Here is a 345-nt window from a genome sequence, read left to right on the forward strand (position 1 = left end):
TAGGTGCAGATGCTCCAGTTTTGGACGATTTGAGTTTAGTAATTCCAGCCAACAAAGTAACTGCAATTGTAGGGGTCAGCGGAAGCGGAAAAACAACATTAATGAAACTGCTTCTGAAATTTTATGAGCCCGAAAAAGGAGAAGTCTGTATCGGAAATTCGCAGCTTAAAAATATTTCGCAAAAAGCATGGAGAGCAAATATTGGCGCTGTAATGCAGGAAGGATTTATCTTTAGCGATACCATTGCCAACAATATTGCTTTTGGAGAAGACAGGATTGATAAAGAAAGACTGGTATACGCTGCAGATGTTGCCAATATCAAAGAATATATCAGCGGACTTCCTT

General features: G+C 39.4%; 1 protein-coding gene. It reads left to right on the forward strand.

The window, feature by feature from the left end; translation table 11 throughout:
* Positions 1–345 (forward strand): ATP-binding cassette domain-containing protein (locus tag K6T82_RS24095; protein ID WP_223711571.1); only part of this gene is annotated, 345 nt, incomplete at both ends.

Origin of the sequence: Flavobacterium potami (assembly GCF_020026915.1) — a bacterium.
Classification (GTDB): Bacteria; Bacteroidota; Bacteroidia; order Flavobacteriales; family Flavobacteriaceae; genus Flavobacterium; species Flavobacterium potami.